The sequence below is a fragment of the Flavobacterium cheongpyeongense genome (genome assembly GCF_003202435.1).
GTDB classification, from domain to species: domain Bacteria; phylum Bacteroidota; class Bacteroidia; order Flavobacteriales; family Flavobacteriaceae; genus Flavobacterium; species Flavobacterium cheongpyeongense.
This window is the reverse complement of sequence record NZ_QJHK01000003.1, coordinates 105,436-129,442: the sequence shown is the minus strand read 5'-3', so window position 1 is coordinate 129,442 and position 24,007 is coordinate 105,436. Positions and strand designations below refer to the sequence as shown.

Here is a 24,007-nt window from a genome sequence, read left to right as displayed (position 1 = left end):
ACATTATTTATCTTCAGCAGAGCGAACTCGGCTCGCTTTGATCAGCAACCTCGTTTATCGGCCAAACGTTACGAAATATTTCATTTTATATTCTCGAAAAATGTCAACATAGATATCAAGTGTTCAACTGTAGTCCCTGACAGCCCCACAATGCCAAATGGCGCCAACTGAAGACAGGCGCCATTCTTTAAACATGCTTTCCTATGTAACGCATTAATCCTAGTAAAAAAAAAGAATTAAAATAATAAAAGTATCCATAACCTGATAATCAAAATTTAAAAACGGCTTTGAATAAATTTATTTCTGCCTTTGTCGAGGAAAATCATAGGGGGAGTTATTTGAAAATCATTTCATATCTTATCTAAAAAATCTTTAATTCAGAAGACCTTTTCTTACTTCTTTGAAGAATTAATTATTGATGTTAAAAATGCAGCACAATAAGTAATTCCAAACAATCCTTCCGTAAAAATTAAAATTGCTTTCGCAATGGAAGCATCAGACAACTGCCCGACATCTGAAAATCCAATTGTCAAGAATGTATAAGCCGAAAAATAAAGAGCCTGTACAAAATTGATGTGAAGCAATAAATGGTACAATCCGGCATAAACTATTACAACCCCAATCATCCAATATATCACATAAAGTGGTTTAAAAAAATACCCGAAAATTAAACTTGTCCAATTTGAAGTGGCCTTCGATAGCTGGTAATTAATTTGGCGTTTGGCTTTTATTGATTTGGCACTTTTCAATACAAGCTTATGATAGATTTCTGAAACTTCGTCAAATGTTTGCGCCGTTCTGGTAATGAACCTTTTTTTATCGCGTATAGCAAGGTCGTCAGTGTCAAATTCTACTTTAGAACTTTCAAACTTAAATAATGAAAATTTTTCTATAGCCGAATTTTCTACTTTAAATAATTTACACCGCCCATATTCCGCATGAAATTCAGATAATGTAGAACTATAAAAACTGATTTTTTTATTTTTTCCCGTTACATAAAGTTTGTCAACTTTGCAAGTATCAATATCAATTTTATTACATGCATCCCAGGAAGGCAGGACAAGCTTATTTGGAATATTTGTTTTATAAATGTGAATGCTGTACTCCTTATCGCTGCCTGCATCAGTTCTGCGCACAACCAACCCTTTTTTGAAATCACAATTTCGTATTATAATTTTTACCTTCGTGTCAGGCAGGCACAACGCAACTGTCTCATTGAATATTTTGTTTTCGTATTCGTGTTTTCCATCTGCTTCAAATATCCTTCTAATGTCATTGTCAATATAATCACTGTGATTATTTTGTGATGGGAAAATAACTCTTTGTAAAATATCTTCCTGTATTATTTCTGGTTTCATAATTAAAATATAATCAGTTAAAGTAACCTTCTTTGAATTGTTTATGGTTATGAATGCCTTGGATTAAGCTTGATTTTCTTGCCCATAAAACTATCAAAATACCCTGCCCCAAATTCACCTTTGATAATGGCAATATCTAAGATGCCGTTTTTTTTAATGATACCCTTTTCAAACATTGATAGTTTGTTATGTGGAGAAATATTAAAATGATACATGATTTCATTGATATGGAAGACATATGCAGTATTGCTGTCTTCTTTAATACATCGTGGTGCAACCATTGATTTTGTAGGTCTCGTTCCGTTAGTGTCAGGTCTGACCAATACAACCTCAAAAGCATCTTCGGGCCCAGCATAATTCTCAAAAATCATTTTCCGCAATTGCTCAGCATATTTTGGACCCAGATCAATCTGGCTAAAAAATGGATTCTTCGAAATATGTGATTTCCAGAGAATAGATAATAAGAACAACTTAATAGTAGTGTAATCTAAATTTTTAAACCGGATATAAGGAACGTGTATTGCATCACCGGCAAACTGTTCTGTTTCAAGTTTAGTATGATCACCAAAAATCGTATTGGCAGCGTACCGTTCCAGCTTACTCAACACCTCGTTTTCACATTGCTCACATAGGATGTCCTTATCCTTAAACCCCGTTTGGTGGTAAATAGCGTCACTAAAATCATCAAGATTTATACTCACAAGCCTATGCTTGGCATCAAACAATCCCCGATAAAGAAAATTCGGGATGATATGCGAATTCTTTATGAGTTTTTTATCTTCTGTACAGAGTTGACAAATCATGATTCAGGTTGGTATGGGAACTTAAATTCAAAAAAATCGGAAACGGTCCACTCAGGTTCTTTTTCATTCCGTTCATATATATCTTCCGAAAGGTCGTCGGGAATTTCAATTCCAATCTTATCAATTAGATCCTGAATCCCGTTTAATCTAAGAGTATAATCTTTAATAAACCGCTCGTGTGCGGTACGTCCGTTAATCATGTCTTCGTGCCGGGCCTTCAGTCCTACAAAATCGTTCGCTTCAATAATGTTAACAATTCTTTCCTTCGTTAGTTTTGCTTCTTCGATATTCCCGAGAAAATGCAGTATTTCATATTTCGTATTAAGGCACGAAACCATATTCTCACGATGTTCCAGCATTTCGTAACTACCCGCAATTTTATCCAGTTTTTCACAACCTTCAACAAGGCTGGCTATATCGTTCTGATTCAGTGGTGCATTAAGGTCAAATGATCTGTTATTCCAGTGGCTGAGCAGATGTTTGTGAAAAATTTTCTTGTAGTTCCATTCTATTTTTGATGATGCAAGATTACTGACGCCGAGGAAGTATCCATTTTTTAAGGCAAAATCAGTAAGCAGGTCCATACGTTGCAGGTAAGCCTTTCCGAGTTTAAGAAATTCCAGATAGACCTTGCTCTCCAATGGTTTTTTAGTATACCTGATAATATAAGTGAAGTTTATTTCCAGGTCATGAAAAAGTAATATCGCTTCAGCATCCAGGATTTTGGCATAAGCTGTAATTCGCATATGTGCGTTTCGTTGGTCCTTTTTAATAATGTCACGTATCGTTTTGTAGAACTTTTTGATGCCTATTGACGGTTTAACCTTATGGCTTGAAAGTTCGTTATAAGCTTTTTCGATGGCGAAGAACGATCCTGAATTTTTAGTATCTGTAATTTTTAACATTTCCTTGTCAAAATCCTGTTTGCTCATAATACCCAATAAGAACTTAGTATTTAGCAAAGTATAGGTGAGCATCGCCTGCACTTCAGGCTCAAAGCTTTGCAATTTTTGTTGTGCCAGTTTCAAAAGTTCCATCGCCTTATACATGTTTCCTCTTTGGAAATATGCGATTCCACAAATGAGATTAAATCGAGGCGGAACTTCTGCTCGCGGGTGCGATCGCTGCTCAATTTCAATGATAAAATTAAACTGGTGCCCATTGACGAGATCCGGTCCGAATTGATCGATGTAGGCAATGTTCTCGGCTACGCTGTAAACCTCGTTATTGGCATCGATAATAACACCGCCGACGTTATCTTTCGCAACAGGAAATTTCAGGAACTGGTTAAGTTGCCGCAATAAAATTCCGTTGTCAAATGTTTCTTTGTAAATATCCGCTATTACGGTAGCGTCAAGCAGCTTGCTGAATCGTAGTGAGTGCTTTTCCTGTTTGTTCCATTCGCCATCTTTCTTTTGCAGCTCAGCTACAAAACTGTTGACATTCTCATAATAAAACGACAGGGTTGGTTGGTGATAAAAAACATAAAAGGCGGGCATCCCATTATTAAGCAGATAATTAATGTTTGATGAATAAATCTGTATGCTGAAGCTTCCGTCGGTATTTGCCTGAACCGTTTCGGTTGCCTTTAGCTGCACAGCGAATCTGAAATTCGTATACACCGAATCACCCGATGATTGTTCCTTTTTAAGTTCAATATGAAAATCGATTCCTTTGTCTCTTGCGGTTTCTGAGCGTATTTCAAATTTGTCTACGGTAAAAAGTGGCCTGAAATAATTGTTAGAAATTGTTTCCAGGTCTTCATTCGGGTTTACTTTAGGGAGATTCACATCGTCAAAGTCATATTGTTTCATAAGGTTACCAATTTTAAGAGGTAAAGTTAACCATTTGCAACAAAAGTATTTTGTCTTGAATAATTACGCGTTCTTCGGGCCACTCGTCAAAATCCAGCGGAAGATTATCAGGGAGATAATAAAAATAGAAAAGAGATCGAAAAGCTTCAACGGGATTTTCGGTGTACGAAGGAAAAATACCAAAGTAATCATGTAATCTGTATTCCTGATAAGGAGGTGTGTCTTCAGCAACTCTTAAAGACAAAAATGGTGCAGGGTCAAAATCAATGGTGTCTGAGGTAATAGTACCGATGATTTTATATTCTTCCTTCAGAATTTTAATTCTTCCCCATCCCCAGGGAGCAGGGTATTTAACTACTGTATAATCTGAGGTATAGTAAAGTTCATGTTGCGTACTCCACAATGGTACATCTATAGCGAATAAGTTATCTTTGAGTCTTTTCATGATTTGGCTGCCTGTTTGATTTAGTAAAGCTGTTGGTATAGTTGTTGCTAATGATAAACATGTGATGATAGTACATTAAACGATGGAGAAGATGATGCAGTTGATGCAGCACTTGATCATATAAAGAGACAGTGAAAAAGCAAGTTTTAGATAAATTTGGCATAGATATATTTTTAAAGGTCAGGAAAAGAGAATAAAGATAAATTTTAAAAAATGCTACCGCAACATCCCTCTCAATTTACCAAATATCTCATTTTATATTTTCAAAAAATGTTAAGATTGGGATTAAGTTTTCGATTGCAATCTCTGACAGCTCGCACAAAAACAAACAAAGCCACTGAAACACAGTAGTTTTATTCTTTAAATATTTTTTTATATCACTACTTAACATAAGTGTCTAACAAAATATATACCGTATTAAAAGAGGGCAGTTGATATAAAGCTCATTTCTGATTATATACTTCTACCATAAACGATTCTATTACAGTGCCAAATTCGTGGAAATCCCCAATTATGATAATCTTGAGCAATTATACTATATAATTCATCGATGTGAGGTTTGACTACTTTCCCCTCCAAATCATCTCTTTTAAACGTTAGTAAGAAACAATACTTTTTATAAATTAGCTTTTACAATTAATCATCAAAAGCTAACTCAATACGCATTACTTTTTCTCCAGTACAATATGGTTGCCGACATATAGCAGTTTTATAACAATCACCATGAAGCTCATAATCTACATATCCTGATACAAGTACGCCTATTATCTTATGTGTTTGATAGTTAAATACTGGCGACCCAGAATTACCCTGAAAACTGTCAAGCGAAGTATAAAAATACTGATGATGAGAATTATCGGATAAGTCAGCATTAATGGCAAGTTTCTGGGGTAGTCCCATAGGGTAACCTAGCATATAGATTTCGTCGCCTTTCTTCAGAGCTTTTGATTTTTCCCACTCCAAGGCAGGACGGTTCAGCTGCCGGTCTGTTTTAAATATTATAAGGTCAAGGTCGCCATAATTCTTTTCCAGGCTTACGGGATAATATACATCCTCAGCCGCTATGCCTGTCTCGGCTGTGCCTAGGCTGTTTATTATTCGGTAGCCAAAAACTATGGCATAATCTTTTAATGGTCGCTGCAACACGTGGGCAGCTGTCATCATTATGTCTTCATCTATAATAAAGGCAGTACCTATACCTACCGTCAGCTGGTTAGCAAAGGCCTGGCCGGTACAAAGATTGTACCTGTTGCCAAGAGTCACCGCTGTATTGAGCTGGTATTGATTACGAGAGATTTTGGTGAGATTTTCTTTTTCTACCACCATGGCAACAGATTCGCTGCATTTGCGTATTGCCACTTGCCAATCAACATCGGGTTTCAGTTGTGCAATTTCAATCCGGCTGTCAAACTGTGCGGGCCCGTGCAGTCGTTTTGGATTAAAAATTTCCTCTAATGAGGGGACTACAGACACTGATATTGCTTTTTCGCCCATCCATTCCGTTCCTTCAGTACTTATTTTAGCCTGTTGCAACTCAAACGTTGCGGCGGCAGGTTCTGCCAGCGATTCTTTTTTTAAATTATTACTTTTTTCTTGTATTTGGTCAACGCTGTTCCGTTCAAAAATTATCTTGTCAGCCTCCATTTTCTTTACAAGGGTTTTCGCTTCTTGCTTTATGGCCTTCTCCACCTGTGCCCAGCACATAGTCGAAAGAAATGCCAGTGATAAGGATAGTATAGCTTTCATATTAATTTTTTGAATGGGCGTGAATTGTGAATAGCGGTATGTCAAGCGTCAGAGCCGTGCTGAAATAAAAAGTCTGTTCTTCTATTGCGTTTTTTAATGCCGGGTCATTCTCATTTTCAGTAAAGCCTCTTAGGCTTGGGCCATATTGTACCCCCACATTTACCGCAAATGGGCCTTTGAAACCTATGCTTAGAAACAGCCCCGGACTGAAAATATCTTTAAATTCAAGATCGGGTAATTGTTCTGTATTGTCTCCCAGACGCAACCTTACTGGGGCTGCAATATCAATCACAGGCATAAAGAGCCCCCATGTTACTGACCTTCCGGATGCAAGCTGGGCATAAATTCCTATTGGTGCTGTAAAGCCCGCAGTATATGAGTCTCCCTTTTCAAGTGAGGCTGTCGTAAATCCGCCGTATAAGCCGGGATAAGCATTTACAGAATAATAACTTCGGGTTTTTTCTTTAAGCGAAGAGCTTCCTGGTGGCAGGGCAAATGTATTTAACGCTTTCTCAACATCTTCGGCACTGTCTGAATTGGCAACGTCATTTACAAAATGTATTAGTTTGACAGTGTTTTCATCTTTAAACTGGAAGATATCAGGGAACATTTCAGGAAGGTAAAATTTCAGGTTAGTAATTAACAATTTCTTATCATCTTCAAGTTTTTCTTTTAACGCAATATCATTTGTAAGGTAATAGTTTACAGAATTATTCAGTATACTATCAACACTCTTAATTATTTCATCCTTAACAGTAATCGTTACCCCTTTTTTCAATAAATAATTTCCAACTTTATCTTTTAATGAAGTAACATCTATCTCTGCATATTTTGAATAGAAATTGCTGGTCAGAAGGTTCTTTTTAAGCTGAGTCATTAAGCTACTAAATTTAGCATCATGATCTTTTCCACTATCTATTAAATTGTATACAGGATCAAAATATGTTATAAATCCCGAAAGTTTAGGGTTGCTTTGTAAAGAAACTAAAATCCACCTGGCAAGTTCCTTTTGGTTTTCCAGCTTCTCAGTATTGGTATACAGTCTTGGGTATTCAAATAATTTTTTGAGGTTCTGCAGTTGCTGTACCGAGTTTAAATTATTAGTAATCGTAAGCATTTCACTATAAAAACTAAACTGATCATTACTCTTACCAAAAGCTGAAGGTATCTCTATAGCCTTAATGATTGCTGTTGTGTAGTTTTTAGTATGCAGGTCTAAGAATATGTCATTTACCGTACGTGCTGTGGTAATGTAAGGTGTAGTTTTGTGGATTAATGGTTTTACATCAAAGTCCCCAAGCAATTTTAATGAAGAATTAGCAACTAATGTGTCTGCTGTAAACAATACATCTTCCGAAAAATCGATTACATCGGCTGTAAGACTGTGCACTTGTTCGGCAGTTATTTTTTCGCCAGCGGCATTCGCTTTTTTAATATCAAGCAAGCTGTTGTGAAGTTTTTCGGCATTCGATGCTATTTTAATAAGGCTACCTGAAACCACTTTAAACTCCGCCGCTTTCTGAGTTACTTTTATTGCAGGGAAATTTGCCATCAGGCCTGAGAAATCCAGTTGCTTATAACGGTTTTGCAGATGATAACCCACATTATAATACTTTTTGTTCTGCTGCTGTAAAAAGCCGATATACAGCAGGTAAAAATTAACCTCGCTGCTGTATGCCGACATAAAGGCCGTATTAGCAAATTTGGGTTTGCTGTCTTCTACAATCATCAGGCTATGTGCAAGCATAGAGGCAAGTTTTATAGTATTGGCAATATTATATTGAATTGGAGGTTTGGCAGTATTTATTTTTTTGTAATTTTCAATAGCAGTTTTTAATAAGCCGGGATTAAGAGTTTCGTAATGAGTAAAAACTGCAGTTGCAGCATCTTTAAATTTTTTATCGTCAGAAGTTTCAAGTTTACTTTTTATGAGCTCCATTTCTTTATTAAAAAGTGCTTCATATGTAAACCCCGCGGTGAAATCATAGTTTGGCGAAAAGGTGTTATATCCGGTATCACGATAGGTAGAATTGTTGATAAAGACTTTTAATTCTGGAAATTGGATGTTTCTGATTTCGATAAACCTATCTATTATTATTTTAGCTCCTGTCTTTGACTTGGTAGGTATGTTAACCATATCTACTAAACTTAAGCTTTCAATATTCTTGTATAATTCGTTAAGATTTCCGGCTTTGTAATTTATAAGAATATTTTTAAGAAGTTCATATACATTATTTGCCCTGGAATCAATCTCTTCTTTATCCAATAATGAAATACCATTAAAAATCTTTGCTTTTTCCGAATTGATCTTCCACATTTTTAAGTCAAGTTCTACTATGGCATTGTCAAGCTTTGTTATAAACCCGGGATCAAGAATTTCTTCAATGTCTAAGGATTGGCTTTTTATAATTCTTAGCTTATATAATTTATTTAATGTAAATGCTTCGTTAAGGTCGACAATCTTATTATCCGCAGCATTTAGGTAGCCATTTATTTCAGTTGTCCTGTATTTTTCAGTCAGGTCTTTAAATGAATTTATGTAAATTTTATTGTCATCATAAATTTTCAATTGTTTTATAATAATGTCAAGCTTACCTTTCAGAAGGGCTTTGACAATAGGATCAGCTTCATTTGTGTACTCGTAATATATTTTGATGGCATCTGGTAAAGCTGTCACCTGTATTTTTCCCTCTTCATAACTGCTGGCCCACCGCTGTATGCTGCGGCTGTTTTCGAGCATGTCAAAATAATCTATCGGGTTTTCAAGTTTTGATATTTGCGGCAATATTTCGAGCGCTTCAAAAGCAAAGTCAAGATCAGGGTGGTCGGCAATATATTTCTTAAACCGTGGCGTGTTTTTCAGGTTGGCAGCATTAGCAATAAGATTATTTAAATCGTCTTCTATATACTGCTTAAGGTCATCAACAAAATTAAGGGTGCGGCTGGCATCAAATGTTTTTAGGTAAGACGTGGTGGTAGGTAAAAGCACCATAAGCTCATTAAGATAGCTTTCCGGCTTTGGGTTGTTCAGGTAGTCCTGTATCTTTTCAACAGCATAAGTGGTGAGTTCGTCTTTTATGCGTTGTGCCAAAAAACGGCTCAGTCCATCTATGGCTTCACTGAAAGCCAGATCACCACCGAAGAATGGCGATGCCTTCTGTATTGATGATGTATAATTCGTTTCGGCAAAATTATCGAAGTTGAGGCTCTTAGCATTATTAAATTTTTGTATGAACAAATAGGTTATGTGAGAAAGATAGCTGTTGGTTATCTCAAAATGATTTCTTATTGCATACAACGCTGTAATATTATGAATGTATTTCTGGTTGTCAAAATCTGTTTTAGTTTTCGTCAGTATAGTTGAAGCATCGTTCAACGCAGTAAAGCCAGGGTTTTGGCCGAGAGTGCTATTTGAAAATGTAACACCCTGACTAGCCTTATTAAAATTATTGTATGCATAAATAGCATCCTGATAAGCCGACAGCGTGTTTGGATTTAGTACTGCTGCCGAAGCGAGGTTTGTTTTAGCATCTTCATCGGCATAAACCATGAGTGTAGCAATTACTTCCTCCATGTCTTTATTGATGGTTTCGGTTCGCAGCGCTATATCGGTAGCGTTATAATCTTTTTTTAAGAGGTCAACTAACCGTGCGGCGTGCCCTGCAACCGGTGCATTTTTTTGTGCTGAAGCTATATTGCTTACAAGCAGTAATAGTAAAATAAAGCTTTTCATGGTGTGGTTTTGTTTATCATTAACAAACTGGTTGTCAGTCCCATAAAAATACATAAAATATTAATATTGTGTTAAAAAATATTAATTCATTAAAAATAAGTCCAATTATCTTTGACATGTAGAGAACATTTGTTGGGCTTAATGTTGACGTCGGAGAACACTAAAAGTCAATATTGGTACTCCTATGAATAGGCGGAGGCAGTAGAGGGTATTTTAACTTGAAGCACAGGAATGTATTTACCAAAGATCTCATTTTATATTTTCAAAAAATGTTAAAATAGGGATTAAGTGTTCATTGCAATCCCTGACAGCCCACACAAAGACAAAGAACGCCATTGGAAGACAATGGCGTTCTTTTTATTTAAAGATGTTTTTCTTCCCAAAATTCTTAGCTTATTCGCGTGAAACGGTTATTACCACACGTTTTTTAATTCAGTTATGTATGCCTCCTTATGAACTTTTTCAACGAAGAACTCAATAAATTCAATCAGCGCTGTTTCAAAATAAATCATATTTCCTTTTAGCAAATCTAGTTGAGATATATTAGTTTTTTCGTGTGAGATAATGCAGTCAAAATCGGCAATCTTATAGTCGATTTCTTTGGTTGTTTCAGAAATTCTAAAAAAGAATGCGTCAGTAAATAATTCTAACCTATTATCAGATGCTTTTTTCATGTCAGTTTTTGACTTAATTAAAAAGCTGTTAAAATTTGAAATTGCACTAATTTTATTTTCATAAACATATTTTTCAGCGCCTTTTAAAATTTTCATCTCGATTAATTTATCTCTATCGTTAGCTATTTTTTCAGGATGCTTCATATAATGTGAGATAACTTCTTTATACTCATCAGGTATAATTTCTTGACTATTCTGAATATACTTTAATAATAAACTGGCAAAATTTTCAGATGCCCTTACTGTATTAGGACTAACGTAATAACCGTCGCAATTTATTGGATTCAAGTCTTCTGCTTCTATTCCTTCAACTGCATTAATATTTTTTTTTGAAAACCTTGATAAGGTAGGTAAGTTGCTAGAGAGTATTAAGTTATAATTCGTAATGTTTTTATCTCGATTTTGATTTTTTAAAGGCTCTTTAAAAACTATAGATTTAGATAAGTTTTTTTCGACAGTTGTAATTCTGTAAACTATCCAATGAGCGCCATTACCAATGAGTTCTTTTATCATTTGATATCGATTAATTTGTCAAAATGTGTGGTAGCTGTTAGCACCAGTTTTTTATATATCGTTTAAATTCAGTTATTACTTCAAATGGAATATGGTAAGCATTAAAAGTTACTTGATTTCCATTTCTTTCCAAATTATTAAATACTTTTATATCATTAGTTTTGGTTTTATATTTTCCAGCAAAAGTTTCTAAATTATAGATAGCATTTTCAATTTCTTCTTTTTGTTTAGTAAAAATAAATTTTTGAATTTTTAGAATAGATGAAGATAAATCCACAATCAAAGGTTTTAAATCAATATCTTCTTCTAGATTCTTAATATCATCGTAAACAATTTTTCCTAAAAGACTTTTCTCTTTTTTTATTAAATCGAGGTCAATTGATAATTGTAAACTTCCGGTCGTTTTTAATGGTGATTCAATATTCTTTTCGGCTTTTAGTTCTAGCCCTTGTAGCGGAAAACCTAAATGAAGAGAATAATTCCTCAATTTTATTAAAAAGCGATATGCAAAAACATTATCAAATTCATAACTTGTAAGTTCTCTAAACTCTTTAGATTCATCAGAGTCTTTTCCATATTTTCTTTTTAAATGTGCTTCCCCATTATCGAGAAAAAACTTAAATGAAGATAGCAAATTCAAAATCACTCTATTTGCTTGGAATAATAATTCTTGACTATGTGCTTTTTTAATATCAACAGTTCCAATATGTAAATCAGATATTTTTTCTAAAAATTTCGAATATTCATTTCCGTTCATTTGAAGATTTTTGAAAATAACAAATTGTGTATAAGCAACTTTTATTATTTCAGAATCGAGTTGAATCTCATCAAAAGTTTCTTGACTTATATTTTTAATTGTGTCAAATTTTCTGTTCTCAAATGTTGAAAGTCTTATAAATTTCTCCATGTTTTTTTAAATTGGTGCTAACGTATCGCCTGTAACGGCAGTTGCCGATCAAAGCGAGCAGAGTTCTATCTGCCGAAGATAAACTTTATTCGTGTAACCCCATCCAGCTACTAAAAACATGGCAATTGAGGTTACAGGCTGTTATATGGCGTACTTTATCGACCTAAACTACTCTAAGCCGTAATGCACGCATATTAGATGAGATGTTAGATTTGTTTTTTCATATCTTTAATTTTTAATAAAAAAATAAATGAATAACTCAAGAGGCCTATTATATCCGGCACTGCATAAATTTTATAGCGCCTTAAACAGTTTAGAAAAATTTGAAAAAGGGACAAACTTCTTCGACAATATATGTTATCTGGATAATTTCTTTTCGGAATATAGAAATGTCACCTTTGTGCTGCAAAAATCTTTGGCTAATACTTTATTCATGCCTACGTACGAAAAGTTGCGCGATCAGTACCTAGTTAATGATGTCGGTAAATGGTTTATAGAAAAGCGGAACGAGGTACTTAAACAACAACCCTTTAATCTGGAAAAACGCATTGTAATTAGTATCTATTCTGGTCAGACTTTGTCACTACCTGAATTAGTTTTTACCATTGATAATGATGTTGAAATTTCAACGATAGTCGATTCGCTGCGGACGACATTTATAAGCTTCGGTCAATTAGAAGTGATGTTTTCGGCAGAGTTTTTATTTTATGAATATGGTCATAGTGAAGATTTATATGATAATTTGATTTTAGGGATAAATCAAATGAAACTCTTATTAGCAGACATGAAAAAGGCAATCAATGAGGATCGTACATTATCCAATGAACTCGAAAGGAAAATAGATAAGATGAATTTCTATCGCGTACCAAAAGATTTGCTTTTCATTGACGACTATATATTTTACTGTAAAAAAGAATATTTTGAGAAAGCTTCAAGGATTGCACTATTGTCCGGTTCAGGTCAGACAAGAGTTCCAATTGAGAATCTAAATAAAATGTATCCTAACGGTGACTTATTTAGTAAATTTGAACTGATGCATGTGGTGATTTTTCAAATGGGAAAATCGCTATTACCGACTTGCCTGATATTATATAGTGATGATACGTTTGAATTAGTTACTTTCGGATTTTCGATCAAAACTACAGTATACAGAAAATTTAATGAAATTGCGAGACGGATTGAAGCGAATAAAATAGTTAACGTCCTTTTCGTTACAGAAATGTATATTTACGATTTAGATGAAATAAATAACCTAGACAGTCGTGAAAGGGTCGAACATGCTAAAAGCGAGATATTAGCATTTTACATGATTGATAGTCATTTAGCAATTAAATCACATTCATATGACACAAAGCAAATTGATGATTTTAAATATATCGGTTCGATAATGTTTTCAAAATCGAGCGAGCAAGTATTACCCAGATATATGAATCCGGTTATGCAAGAGTTTACACGTTTGAAAACAAATTTCAAATAAGTTTAAGTTGGGTAATGACGTTCTCAATCGCTGAATTTACCGGGATTTTCTAGTATACTAAGGTCTATTAAGAAAATTATGCGGATGCAATAGCAATCAATCTGTGTTCGATAGAACCCTCACACATTATATTCACTTGATTTCGACATGATTTAATCCGAATTGAACATGAGTATTATAAAAATGCAATCAATATGTTATTACAAAGCATAGCTACTAACCTGATTAAAAAAATACCCAACTATATGTAATTCAATTAATTAATGATTTTAAATTTCGCTAAATAGAGTTAGAATAGGCACAAGGTGTTCGACTGTAATCCCTGACAGCCCACACAAAGACAAACAACGCCATTGGATTCCAATGGCGTTGTTTTTTTAAGTAATTTCCTACTTTGTTTTCTATTATTAAGCAATCATCGAATATAAATCATAAATAACCTATTACGGATTTTCAGTTCATGTAGCCAATGATTTTGTTTTATAAATTACACGTTACTTTTTAATACTTTAGGTCAATTTCATTGTAAGTTATCCAACGTTTAAGATTGCCTACAAACCTTTTTAGATGATCCTCATTCAGGAATATATTTGTCCAATATTCAAATCTATCACATTGAATACTCATATAGTAAATCATAATAGCAAGGCAGGCATAGGGCAATAACTTTTTTTCTTCTTCTGATATTTTAGTCTCGCTTTCATAACCTTTTAAGAAGCTCTCAGCTTTAACTGAATAGTCATTTTCATTAAGATTAGTCAAAAAAAGTTGATATAAGAAATACGAAATATCAAGACATAGCCAACCATTACCACAAAAGTCAAAATCAAAAAAAGTTACTTCCTTCTCTTTATCAATGTGCATGTTATCAAACCAAACATCAAGATGGACGGCTCCGGATCTTATTTGTTTTTCATTCAAATTATTAAATTTAGTCTTAAGGAAGTTTGACAAACTTTCTAAAAATTGAACTTCATCAGATGTACCCTTAAAAAAGCGCTTTGTCCTTATCAGAGACTCATCCAGTAAAGTTTGTATATTATAATTTATTCTGTTTAAAGTAAAATTTTCCGCTGCTTGATGAACTTTAGCTAATCCTTTGCCTATATAGAAGCTTGAATCAGCAGTGAATCTTGCTGTTTTTAAACCCCTCGCATACGAAAATAGTACACCATACCTTTTTCCTTCAGGGGCATCAAACTCCTGAACTAATTCATCCGATATATCTGTGATTGGATAAGCTACTGGAGTATTACTATTTTTTAAATGCAATAAAAATCTTAATTCTTCATCTATTTCCAATTTAGTTCTCCAATCATGTGTATACACTCTAAAAACATACTTTTTTAAACCATCTGTGACAATATAGAGATGATTCATTGCTACTCTGAAAAGCTTACAATCTGCATTTTCACTAAGATCGTATTTATATCGTATAAGGTCACGGAGTTTATTTCCAGAAAGGGTACTGTTTATAACTTGAAATTTTTGTGTCATTTTTATATCCTCTTATGTTTTTTTTGAAGAAGGCAAATGTATAATCCTTTATTCAGAAAAGAAATCTTTACTGAATACTTAGATGCTACTTACGTTACACTGTCACTTTTAATATCTTTATTAAAATAAATACTTTTCTTCAAAAATTAAAGCTATTTTAAACAAAAGACAAAAGAGGCTGTCCGAAAAGGAAAGCCTTTTTTATGCAGCAAATTTTGTTTGTTATTTGGGCATATCACTGCGGGTCGGACTGTCCATTATAACTTTTATTTTCCTAAAGAAAGAAAACAAAAGGATGCCATTTCCATCCCTTATGCGGGGAGTTGGTTTCATAAAAGAATTTAGGGTTATTTTCGAGTTTACCATTTGTAATAATTGCGTTATATTCGTAAGAATAAAATCCTTGTTTATGAAATGAATACATTTTTATTTTAGAATGTTTGAATTTTTGACCAGTGTGTCTAATTTTAGGATTAATAATATAATCAACAATCGCAAAAGACAATTAGTATGGATAGAACTTTGAATGATTTTCAAACTCAATTAGCAGAATCTTTTCATAGTAAGATTAATCTTTTGGAAAAAATCATTGGAGATAAGCACTGGTTAACTACAGGAGGCTTCAAGGAAAAGGTATTGATTAATTTCTTAAATGATAATTTGCCAAAAAAATTAAAAGCTAAATCTGGATTTGTAGTTTTCCCAACGAAAAGACGTTTTAATGCAGAAAAGGCTCCAGAAGATTATGATTCATTGAACCGTAGTTCTTATATTATGTCGAAACAAATTGATATATTAGTTTATGATGTATTTGAATCATCTCCCGTTTTTGAAGATGAAAATATTGTTTTATTATCTCCTGAATCAGTAAAAGCTGTTATTGAGGTTAAGGGGACTTTAAATGGAAAACATTTAACAGATTCGATCGGGTTGTTGATGGATTATCGAAATAAGTGGATTGAGTATAAAGCGTTTTCTAAAGAGCATCATATTGCTGTAGAGTTAAAAGTCCCTGCTTTACTTGTTTATGCTTGGGAATTTAAAAGAAGCACAAATGGAAGTCGACAATTAACAGGAGTAACGATAAGAAAAAAATTATCTAATATTTTAAAAGAAAATTCAACTTTTGAAAATTATCGCGATACTCCTTTTATTAGCTCTGTATTTATATATAAGGAATGTGAAACTACGTTAACAGTTGATGCTGGTTCAGAAGAATTGCGAGTTGGATATTTTACAACTAGAGGGCGAAGTACAAAATTTTTATCAGACGGAACTTTACAGGAAGGAGGAGATAAAACGTTATTTGGTTTATTGAGAACAATACTTGCAATCTCTGATTGTTTAAATAACCGTTTTCTTATTGATACTGATGATAGCAATAGGTATGATTTGTATCGTCATCAAGATACAGGATTTTCAGTATCATTAAAAAAAATTATAACTAATTAAAAGTTTCACTTTAGAACAACTTTTGTATCTTTGTATAAATAATGAAAAAGAAACGAGCAATAATTTTCTATAAAGATTACTTTGAAAAATTCTTTATCCAGCAACGTGAAAAAGTAAAGGCTAAAATTATCTGGACTTTAGAATTAATAGAAGAGTTAGAAAGAATTCCAGAAACGTATCTTAAACATATTGAAAATACGGATGGACTTTTTGAGATACGGATTCAACAAGGAAGCGATATTTTCAGGATATTTTGTTTTTTTGATGAAGGTCAATTAATAATTCTGGCGAACGGGCTTCAGAAGAAAACGCAAAAGACACCAAAAAGCGAAATTGAAAAAGCAATTAAAATTAAAAGGGAATATGAAAGCGAAAAATAATATCAAAACACTCGACCAGTTTAAAACCAAACATTACGGAGAAATTGGAACAGAAAAACGTGACGAACTTGATGCAGGTTTTGAAAACTTTAAAATTGGTGCGATGATTCACGATGCAAGAATTCAGAAAGGCTTGACTCAGGAAGAACTTGCAGTGAAAGTAGGAACTACAAAATCATATATTTCAAAAATCGAGAATAATGTAAAAGAAGCTAGATTTTCAACATTACAAAAAATAGTTGAATTAGGTTTGGGTGGGCATTTGGAATTATCTATTAAACTTTAGAATTGCCATCTAAAAGTTTTTTGGAAAAGATACAATAAATATCGAACTTACAGAAAATACAAAACTATGAATGCTTTAGATAATATAAAAAATAGTCTGATATACAGTGTTTTAGCAACTAAAAATGAAAGGTTGTTGGAAGCCATAAATAGTATTTTTGATTCAACGCAATCCGAAGAAATTGTTGCTTTGTCGTCAGAACAAATAGAAATGTTATTAATGAGCGAAGAAGATATTCAAACCGGAAAAATCATTTCTGAATCAGAACTGAGCAAACGTGATTCAGAATGGCTCAGTTAAGTATATTTTGGACTGAAACTGCAATTCGTCAAAAATCACTGAGCAGTTCTTAGGTACTTATACCCTCAAACCTCATTCTCCTTCAGTCATATCTACAGTCTTTGGATGCAAACTAACCAGTTGTAAAACAATCGCAGTAACCACTACAAATAACAGCAGTACAAAAACGTGCCTCATTCCTCCGTTATCAGCGGCTTTTCCTAAAAACTCGGTGATAACAGCTCCGGCTGAGATACCCACAAAATTCATAATTCCATATCCGGTAGCACGGTAGCGAGGCGCAACAAACTGACAAAGAATAGGCATATTGTTGGTGTCGTATATTCCGAATCCAAGGCCAAAAAGGATAGCGCCAAAAATAATAGCTGCTGTGTCACAGCAATAGCCAAATAGAAACAATGCCGGAATGGTAAGAAACAATCCGATAGCGCTGGTGTAAATTCTTCCTTTAAGATGTTTCATCACCCATCTGTCTGAAATGGCACCACCAATTAAAACGCCAAAAAAGGAAGACATTGAGATGGTTACCGTTGCAATGGGTCCCGCCAGAGCCATGTCTAAATGTAACGTTTCGGTAAATAAGGTGGGTAACCAGTTTTTGGCCGCCCAGCCCGGTAAACTGGGTGAAGCGAAATAAAAGAGTAAAACCCAAAAGGAAATATTACCAAATAAGATTCCCAATCCTTTAAACATCTGCCTGAATTCAGAGATTGTAGATGACTTTTTTGTAGTATCAAAAAAATACGTTTTCTTTTCCTGCAGAAAAAATAGCAGCACTAAACTGTAAAGTACACCCAGTAAACCTACGGAGTGAAAGCTGAAATGCCAGGAAAAATATTTAGAAATAGTGGCTCCAAAACCACCAAGTGCCTGTCCTAAATAAATTCCGGTGGTATGAATGGCAATAGCAAAAGAGCGTGTTTTTTCCTGATGGTAATCTGCAATTAAGGATAAGGCAGCCGGAATATAAAAAGCTTCACTAAAACCCATAATGCCTCGCAAAATATAAATCTGATTGAAAGTGGTGGCATAACCCATCGCCATGGTAACTCCAGACCATATAAAAAGACTTCCTATGATGATTCTTTTTCGGTTAAACCGATCCGCTATAATTCCGGAAACAGGGCTCATAAGCGCATAGATCCAAAGGAAAATAGCCATTAGGAGACCGAAATTTTCAGCTTTAGCCAATTCAGGAATGTCATCCATCATGGCTGACTTCATAGTGGAAAGCATTTGTCTGTCTAAATAATTCAATAAAGCAACAAACCACAACAATCCCACAACAATCCATGGATAGGATTTTTTTTCATTCAATTTTGCAATCATTTTCTTTTTTCAAAATAAAGGCCGAATATACGAATTCAAACGCAACAGGAAAGAATTGTTTTTCCATTTGATTTGTTTGTGATGTTTACTATTTGATTCTTGCTTGTTTTGTTTTTTTGAATCATTACAAAAAGGCAAAATGTTGTTTTCTAGCCCCGATCGCAGTGGAAACCCTTGTGTGCCGGGGTTCGGCATACAAGATTTGTAACGAAGAGCGGGACAATGCTCACTGATAGTGCCTCATCTTTCTGCTCCTGAAATTAAAAATCGGATTCAGGTTATTCACTTATCTTCAAAATAAATCCTTAATACAGTACACAGCAGGACACTTACTCCCTATAAATTCATTTATTTAGAATTTCTTAAAAAAATTAGATTAGAATGGAAAGAGTTTTTGCAGAATATCTTATCGAAACCCCTTATGATGTAGAACAGGCTTCAGCGGTTTTGGCGGGTGAGCAGTCCTCGGGAACTTTTGTGTCTGTGCCGGGCGAAACCGAAGAATTGAAAAAACGTTTTGCAGCACGTGTTGAGGATATTCAGTTATTGGATTTGGCAGACGAACCGTCCATTCCAGGAGGAAGTATTCCCGGAAAAAAATACCAGAAAGCAAGAGTAAAAGTAAGTTGGTCGATTGAAAACTTTGGTTATAATCTGCCGGTTTTGATTAGCACTTTACAAGGGAATTTATATGAAATCACGCAATTTACGGGTTTAAAACTAATGGATTTTGAAGTGCCGGATTCTTTTCAAAATCATTTCAAAGGACCAAAATTCGGAATCAAAGGCTCGAAATTATCCTGTGGCGTAACCGACAGGCCGATGATTGGAACCATTATAAAACCGAGCATCGGAATGAGTGTGGAGGAAACCGCTACTTTGGTAAAATCCCTGATTGATGCCGGAATCGATTTTATCAAAGATGACGAATTGATGGGGTCTGCTGCTAATTCGCCCTTTGATGAAAGGGTAAAAGCGATTATGAAAGTGATTCGTGACAACGAACAAAAAACAGGTAAAAAGGTAATGTATGCGTTCAATATCAGTGATGAAATTGACGAAATGCAACGAAAATACGATTTGATTAAAAAGGAAAAAGGAAGCTGTGCGATGATCAGCATTAACAGTGTGGGACTTTCCGGAACAAAGAAAATCTGTGATCAGGGCGAACTCGTGATTCACGGACACAGAAACGGCTGGGGAATGCTGAACCGACATCCGTTGTTGGGAATTGAATTTCCGGCTTATCAAAAAATTCAACGTCTGGCAGGAGTCGATCAACTGCACGTTAACGGAATCCAGAATAAATTTTGGGAATCGGATGATTCGGTGGTAACCTCGATAAAATCCTGTTTGAAACCCTTTTTAGGCGGATACAAAATATTACCTGTAGTGTCTTCGGGGCAATGGGGCGGACAAGCCGTAGAAACCTACCGAAGAACCCAAACCACCGATTTGCTGTATATGGCAGGTGGCGGAATTTTGGCACATCCAATGGGCCCAAAAGCCGGAGTAAATGCATTACAGCAAGCCTGGACAGGAGCCGTTGACGGTTTGTCTGTGGAAGAAACGGCTTTGAAATATCCGGAATTTGCCGAGTCGGTAAAGAAATTTTCGAAATAATGAAGAACGATAAATTGCTATTGGCCTATTATGGCGACGACTTCACAGGCTCTACCGATGCCCTGGAATTCCTGACGCTGGCCGGAGTGAAAACCGTTCTCTTTCTTCGAAAACCGGAACAAAAAGACCTGGATCGCTTTCCGGGAATTCAGGCCATAGGTCTGGCCGGAAAAAGCCGATCGATGTCACCGTCGGAAATGGAAACAGAACTTTATAGTGCTTTTGAAAATCTGAAAAGTTTTGCCCCAAATCACTTTCATTATAAAGTCTGTTCCACTTTCGATTCTGCACCACACGTGGGAAATATTGGAAAAGCAATCGAGATTGGAAGCGAAGTTTTCAATCAGAAAACGGTTTTGGTTTCACCATCAGCACCACATTTAGGGAGATTTTGTGTTTTCGGAAATCTGTTTGCCCGAATGGGAACGATCGGAAACGGCGAAATTTATCGTATCGACCGACATCCATCCATGAGCAAACATCCTGTTACACCCGCTTTGGAAGGCGATTTGACTTTGCATCTGGCAAAACAAACGGAGAAATCCATCAATCTTGTCAATTTAACAACAATCGAAAAAGGCACATCAGCAGTTCTCGAAGCGGTAGAAAGCAACAATGCCGAAATTCTGTTTTTTGACGGTTTCAATTTGGAACATCTCAAAACCATCGGAAGTGTTTTTAACCAATTGGCAACTGACAAAACATTGTTTTCAGTAGGTTCATCCGGAATCGAAATGGCTTTGGGATTGAATTGGAAAAACGAAAAAATCATCGGAAACGAAGCGATATTCGAATCAGCAGGAGAAGTTTCGCCCATACTCGTTTTATCGGGAAGCTGTTCTCCGGTAACATCCAGTCAAATTGAATATGCACTCGAAAATGGGTTTCTGGAAATCGCTTTAGAAAGTAAAGCTGTCGATATTCAACGTCAGGAAGCAATTATAAAAAACACCGTTGCTCGAATTGTTGACAATTTCAATCAGGGAAAAAGCACGATTTTGCATACCAGCACAGGTTCAAGTGACCCGCGTATTGCTGAAACAGAGGCGTATTTCAGATCAAAAGGAATTTCGGAAAATGATATTCAGAAACAATGCAGTACTCTTTACGGAAGTGTTTTGGGGAGAATCACCAAAGAAGTTTTAAAAGCAGTTCCGCTAAAAAGAATCCTTTTTGCAGGTGGCGATACTTCCAGTTATGCTGCCTCCGAATTGGAAATTCTGGCATTGGAAATGATCGCGCCAATAGCGCCCGGAGCACCGCTTTGCAAGGCCGTTTCGGACAATGAATGGGTTAATAAAATAGAAATGAATTTTAAAGGCGGACAAGTAGGTACGGCCGATTATTTTATAAAAGTATTAAAAGGAGAAAAATTATGAGCGCAAAAGTTTTAGGTTTTGTACATACATCAGCAACATTGGTTCCGTTGTTTCAGCAATTAAGCAATGAGTTTTTAGAGGGAATTGAAACATTCAATATAGTGGATGACAGCCTGATTAAAGACGTAATCAAAAAAGGAAAATTAATGCCCAATACGGCTTCCAGAGTCGTGAGTCACGTTAAACTTGCTGAATCCGCAGGTGCCGATGTAATTTTAGTAACCTGCTCGTCTATTGGTGTGGCAATTGAAACGGCTGCAACGTTAGCAACAGTTCCGGTTATTCGCGTAGATCAGGCGATGGCAGATGAGGCAGTTCAAATTGGGAACAAAATTGGTGTTATTGCGACCTTGCCAACTACTCTGGAGCCAACCAGCGATTTGGTGAGAAGAAGAGCAGAACTGGCAGGTAAAAATGCAACGATTACTTCTAAATTATGCGAAGGCGCTTTCGAAGCTTTAATGAGCGGTGACGCAGCCAAACACGACGAAATGGTAGCCAAAGCCCTAAAAGAATTAATGAAAGAAGTAGATGTAATTGTGCTGGCACAGGCTTCAATGGCAAGAGTTGTCGATGGCTTAAGTGCAGAAGAAAAACTAGTTCCTATTTTGGCAAGTCCGGCTATTGCCATGAAAAAACTGGCAGAACTTTATTTCTAACCAAAAAAGAATTCACATATAAGTTATATAAGGACATTTAAACTAAGCACAAAAAGGCAACAACTTATATTTACTTATATAGCTTATATGGTTTAAAGAAAAGTTTTGAATAAAATAATATGTTTTAATAATGTTTAGTATGCGTAAATATTTTCTTTGGGCTGCCCCACTATTTTTCATCGTTGCCGGTTTGGGCTGGTTACAGCAAATAGAGATATTGTGGAAATTGGGATTAATCTTTGGTTTTTCAAGTATTGCCATTGGGGTAGGACATCTGAAAGTAGTAAGCGGATATCAATATACATTTTGGATTATCACCGCCGTGTGTGCCGGATTAATCTATCCTGATTTTTTTCTGCACATAGGCAGTTTTGATATGCGTAACAAATGGCTCATTCTGATCATCATTCAAATGGTAATGTTCGGAATGGGAACTCAAATGAGCATCGAAGATTTTACGGGAATCCGAAAATCCGGAAAAGGCGTATTGATTGGCTTGTTAGGACATTTTACCATCATGCCAATTATGGGTTTTTTAATTGCCAAAACTTTTGGTTTCGAACCCGAAATCGCCGCAGGAATTATTCTGATTGGATCCTGCAGCAGCGGATTGGCTTCGAATGTAATGACCTATATTGCCAAAGGGAATCTGGTTTTGTCCGTAACGGTAACGGCCATGTCAACCTTGGCGGCACCCATTATGACGCCGTTTTTAATGAAAATATTTGCCGGAACTTTAGTCGAGGTGCATTTCTTCAATATGATGATGGAAATTATTAAAATCGTTCTGGTTCCTTTGGCAGCAGCCATGATTCACGATATGTTGAAAAATTATGGAGAAACAGCCAAAAAAAGAATTTATGTTTTGACAATCCTTTCGGTCTTTTGGCTGACAATTGTTATTTTCTTTGGGAAATCTTTTTCAATTTCAGAAGAGGGAACTGCAGCCCATATACTCGAAATTATCAATTTTACTTGCGGAGCTTTCATCGTCGGTACGTTATATCATTTATTATATAAAATCTATCCAAAAATTGATGCGATCATGCCGTATTTCTCCATGTTTGGCATCATCTATTTTACCTTGGTGACCACAGCCGCCGGAAGAGATAATTTAATTCAGATTGGATTTTTGCTTTTCCTGGCTTCGGTACTACACAACGGAGCAGGCTACTTTTTTGGTTATTGGCTCAGCAGATTAAGCGGTCTCGACAAAAAAAGCAGTCAGACGATCGCTTTCGAAGTAGGGCTTCAAAACGGCGGAATGGCATCCGGACTCGCTGGTGCTATGGGCAAGCTGGCAACGGTTGGACTCGCTTCGGCTGTATTTAGTCCGTGGATGAATGTTTCGGGTTCTTTACTTGCCAATTATTGGCGTAAAAAAGGCAATCAGGAAGAAACAGAAGGTGTTCCGGATACAGTTTAAAATACACTGACTCCATTATTTCAATGGAGTTTTTTTATGGAATTAAATTTTGATTAGTTTAAGAATTTGGGCATGACCACAAGGGTCGGGCTGTCCATTGTATTCCCGATTAACAAAAACTACGGCAAAAAGCCTTGTTTTTCTAAATCGGGAGATGCCATTACCATCCCTCATGCAAAGCAGTTTTCATAACAAATTTTGGGTTG

20 protein-coding genes are annotated in these 24,007 nt (G+C 35.5%); 9 read left to right on the top strand and 11 right to left on the bottom strand.

Annotated elements, in window-relative coordinates; genetic code table 11:
* Nucleotides 1-392: 392 nt before the first annotated feature.
* The 8 genes from DMB65_RS04575 to DMB65_RS04540 form a co-directional block, all read right to left on the bottom strand.
* Nucleotides 393-1,358: a potassium channel family protein gene (locus tag DMB65_RS04575; protein WP_110305499.1), complete on the bottom strand. Its 966-nt coding sequence runs from the start codon at nucleotides 1,356-1,358 to the stop codon at nucleotides 393-395.
* Between the two features lie 47 nt (nucleotides 1,359-1,405).
* Nucleotides 1,406-2,059 (bottom strand): hypothetical protein, encoded by a 654-nt coding sequence (locus DMB65_RS04570; RefSeq protein ID WP_123955265.1) that lies wholly within the window; start codon nucleotides 2,057-2,059, stop codon nucleotides 1,406-1,408.
* 98 nt (nucleotides 2,060-2,157) lie between these two features.
* Entirely contained in the window at nucleotides 2,158-3,975 is a 1,818-nt protein-coding gene (locus DMB65_RS04565) for a DUF4365 domain-containing protein (protein WP_110305497.1), read from the bottom strand.
* Between the two features lie 13 nt (nucleotides 3,976-3,988).
* A complete protein-coding gene (locus DMB65_RS04560; protein ID WP_110305496.1) occupies nucleotides 3,989-4,420 on the bottom strand; it encodes a hypothetical protein in 432 nt (143 codons plus the stop codon).
* Nucleotides 4,421-5,056: 636 nt separating this feature from the next.
* The gene (locus DMB65_RS04555; RefSeq protein WP_110305495.1) at nucleotides 5,057-6,166 is read right to left on the bottom strand and encodes a trypsin-like serine peptidase; all 1,110 of its coding nucleotides are present in this window, start codon (nucleotides 6,164-6,166) and stop codon (nucleotides 5,057-5,059) included.
* Nucleotide 6,167: 1 nt separating this feature from the next.
* Complete coding sequence (locus tag DMB65_RS04550) at nucleotides 6,168-9,899, bottom strand: hypothetical protein (RefSeq protein WP_123955263.1); 3,732 nt, start codon at nucleotides 9,897-9,899, stop codon at nucleotides 6,168-6,170.
* A 413-nt stretch (nucleotides 9,900-10,312) separates the two neighbouring features.
* A complete protein-coding gene (locus tag DMB65_RS04545) occupies nucleotides 10,313-11,086 on the bottom strand; it encodes a hypothetical protein (protein WP_110305493.1) in 774 nt (257 codons plus the stop codon).
* 37 nt (nucleotides 11,087-11,123) lie between these two features.
* Nucleotides 11,124-11,993 (bottom strand): hypothetical protein, encoded by an 870-nt coding sequence (locus tag DMB65_RS04540; RefSeq protein ID WP_110305492.1) that lies wholly within the window; start codon nucleotides 11,991-11,993, stop codon nucleotides 11,124-11,126.
* Nucleotides 11,994-12,243: 250 nt separating this feature from the next.
* Between DMB65_RS04540 and DMB65_RS04535 the strand changes: the two genes are divergently transcribed.
* Nucleotides 12,244-13,470 (top strand): hypothetical protein, encoded by a 1,227-nt coding sequence (locus DMB65_RS04535; protein WP_110305491.1) that lies wholly within the window; start codon nucleotides 12,244-12,246, stop codon nucleotides 13,468-13,470.
* A 501-nt stretch (nucleotides 13,471-13,971) separates the two neighbouring features.
* Here DMB65_RS04535 and DMB65_RS04530 read toward each other — a convergent pair.
* The gene (locus DMB65_RS04530; protein ID WP_110305490.1) at nucleotides 13,972-14,967 is read right to left on the bottom strand and encodes a phosphotransferase enzyme family protein; all 996 of its coding nucleotides are present in this window, start codon (nucleotides 14,965-14,967) and stop codon (nucleotides 13,972-13,974) included.
* Between the two features lie 274 nt (nucleotides 14,968-15,241).
* A complete protein-coding gene (locus DMB65_RS22095) occupies nucleotides 15,242-15,391 on the bottom strand; it encodes a hypothetical protein (protein ID WP_165834870.1) in 150 nt (49 codons plus the stop codon).
* An 86-nt stretch (nucleotides 15,392-15,477) separates the two neighbouring features.
* Here DMB65_RS22095 and DMB65_RS04520 point away from each other — a divergent pair, with 86 nt between their 5' ends.
* The 4 genes from DMB65_RS04520 to DMB65_RS04505 all read left to right on the top strand — a co-directional run bounded on the left by DMB65_RS04520 (nucleotide 15,478) and on the right by DMB65_RS04505 (nucleotide 17,385).
* A complete protein-coding gene (locus DMB65_RS04520) occupies nucleotides 15,478-16,419 on the top strand; it encodes a DUF6602 domain-containing protein (RefSeq protein ID WP_110305488.1) in 942 nt (313 codons plus the stop codon).
* A 41-nt stretch (nucleotides 16,420-16,460) separates the two neighbouring features.
* Complete coding sequence (locus DMB65_RS04515; protein WP_110305487.1) at nucleotides 16,461-16,799, top strand: type II toxin-antitoxin system RelE/ParE family toxin; 339 nt, start codon at nucleotides 16,461-16,463, stop codon at nucleotides 16,797-16,799.
* A complete protein-coding gene (locus DMB65_RS04510) occupies nucleotides 16,783-17,085 on the top strand; it encodes a helix-turn-helix domain-containing protein (protein WP_110305486.1) in 303 nt (100 codons plus the stop codon). The genes DMB65_RS04515 and DMB65_RS04510 overlap by 17 nt, the downstream gene beginning before the upstream one ends.
* 66 nt (nucleotides 17,086-17,151) lie before the next feature.
* Nucleotides 17,152-17,385, top strand: coding sequence for a hypothetical protein (locus DMB65_RS04505; RefSeq protein ID WP_110305485.1), 234 nt, complete (start codon nucleotides 17,152-17,154; stop codon nucleotides 17,383-17,385).
* A gap of 72 nt (nucleotides 17,386-17,457) precedes the next feature.
* Here DMB65_RS04505 and DMB65_RS04500 read toward each other — a convergent pair whose 3' ends face one another.
* On the bottom strand, nucleotides 17,458-18,714 hold the full coding sequence (locus DMB65_RS04500; RefSeq protein ID WP_110305484.1) for an MFS transporter: 1,257 nt from the start codon (nucleotides 18,712-18,714) through the stop codon (nucleotides 17,458-17,460).
* A gap of 381 nt (nucleotides 18,715-19,095) precedes the next feature.
* Between DMB65_RS04500 and DMB65_RS04490 the strand changes: the two genes are divergently transcribed.
* The 4 genes from DMB65_RS04490 (at nucleotide 19,096) to DMB65_RS04475 (ending at nucleotide 23,801) form a co-directional block, all read left to right on the top strand.
* Nucleotides 19,096-20,337: a ribulose-bisphosphate carboxylase large subunit family protein gene (locus tag DMB65_RS04490; RefSeq protein ID WP_110305482.1), complete on the top strand. Its 1,242-nt coding sequence runs from the start codon at nucleotides 19,096-19,098 to the stop codon at nucleotides 20,335-20,337.
* Nucleotides 20,337-21,716: a four-carbon acid sugar kinase family protein gene (locus DMB65_RS04485; protein ID WP_110305481.1), complete on the top strand. Its 1,380-nt coding sequence runs from the start codon at nucleotides 20,337-20,339 to the stop codon at nucleotides 21,714-21,716. Before DMB65_RS04490 ends, DMB65_RS04485 begins: the two co-directional genes overlap by 1 nt.
* Nucleotides 21,713-22,375 (top strand): aspartate/glutamate racemase family protein, encoded by a 663-nt coding sequence (locus DMB65_RS04480; protein WP_110305480.1) that lies wholly within the window; start codon nucleotides 21,713-21,715, stop codon nucleotides 22,373-22,375. Before DMB65_RS04485 ends, DMB65_RS04480 begins: the two co-directional genes overlap by 4 nt.
* A 139-nt stretch (nucleotides 22,376-22,514) precedes the next feature.
* Nucleotides 22,515-23,801, top strand: coding sequence for a bile acid:sodium symporter family protein (locus DMB65_RS04475; RefSeq protein WP_230470606.1), 1,287 nt, complete (start codon nucleotides 22,515-22,517; stop codon nucleotides 23,799-23,801).
* Nucleotides 23,802-24,007: the final 206 nt, after the last annotated feature.